General features: G+C 47.2%; 2 tRNA genes. Both read left to right on the top strand.

Annotated elements, in window-relative coordinates:
* The first annotated feature begins 20 nt into the window (after window positions 1-20).
* Window positions 21-105: transfer RNA gene (locus tag AB4375_RS21290), tRNA-Leu, on the top strand.
* Window positions 106-147: 42 nt separating this feature from the next.
* Window positions 148-222 (top strand) — tRNA-Gln (locus tag AB4375_RS21295).
* Window positions 223-282: the final 60 nt, after the last annotated feature.

Genomic DNA, 282 nt, shown 5'->3' on the forward strand with positions numbered 1-282 from the left:
TATGACTACAAAGATTTGCTGCGGTCGTGGCGGAATTGGTAGACGCACCAGATTTAGGTTCTGGCGCCGAGAGGTGTGAGAGTTCAAGTCTCTCCGACCGCACCATTATTTAGAATGTGTTTCTTTCATTAGATGACCATTCATTGTTGGGCTATCGCCAAGCGGTAAGGCACCGGCTTTTGATGCCGGCATTCCCTGGTTCGAATCCAGGTAGCCCAGCCACTATTACAACGTTATATTGAATCACCAATATTCAGTATGGCTACAAAGATTTGCTGCGGT

It is taken from the genome of Vibrio sp. 10N.261.51.C6 (assembly GCF_041471785.1).
Lineage (GTDB): Bacteria > Pseudomonadota > Gammaproteobacteria > Enterobacterales > Vibrionaceae > Vibrio > Vibrio crassostreae_C.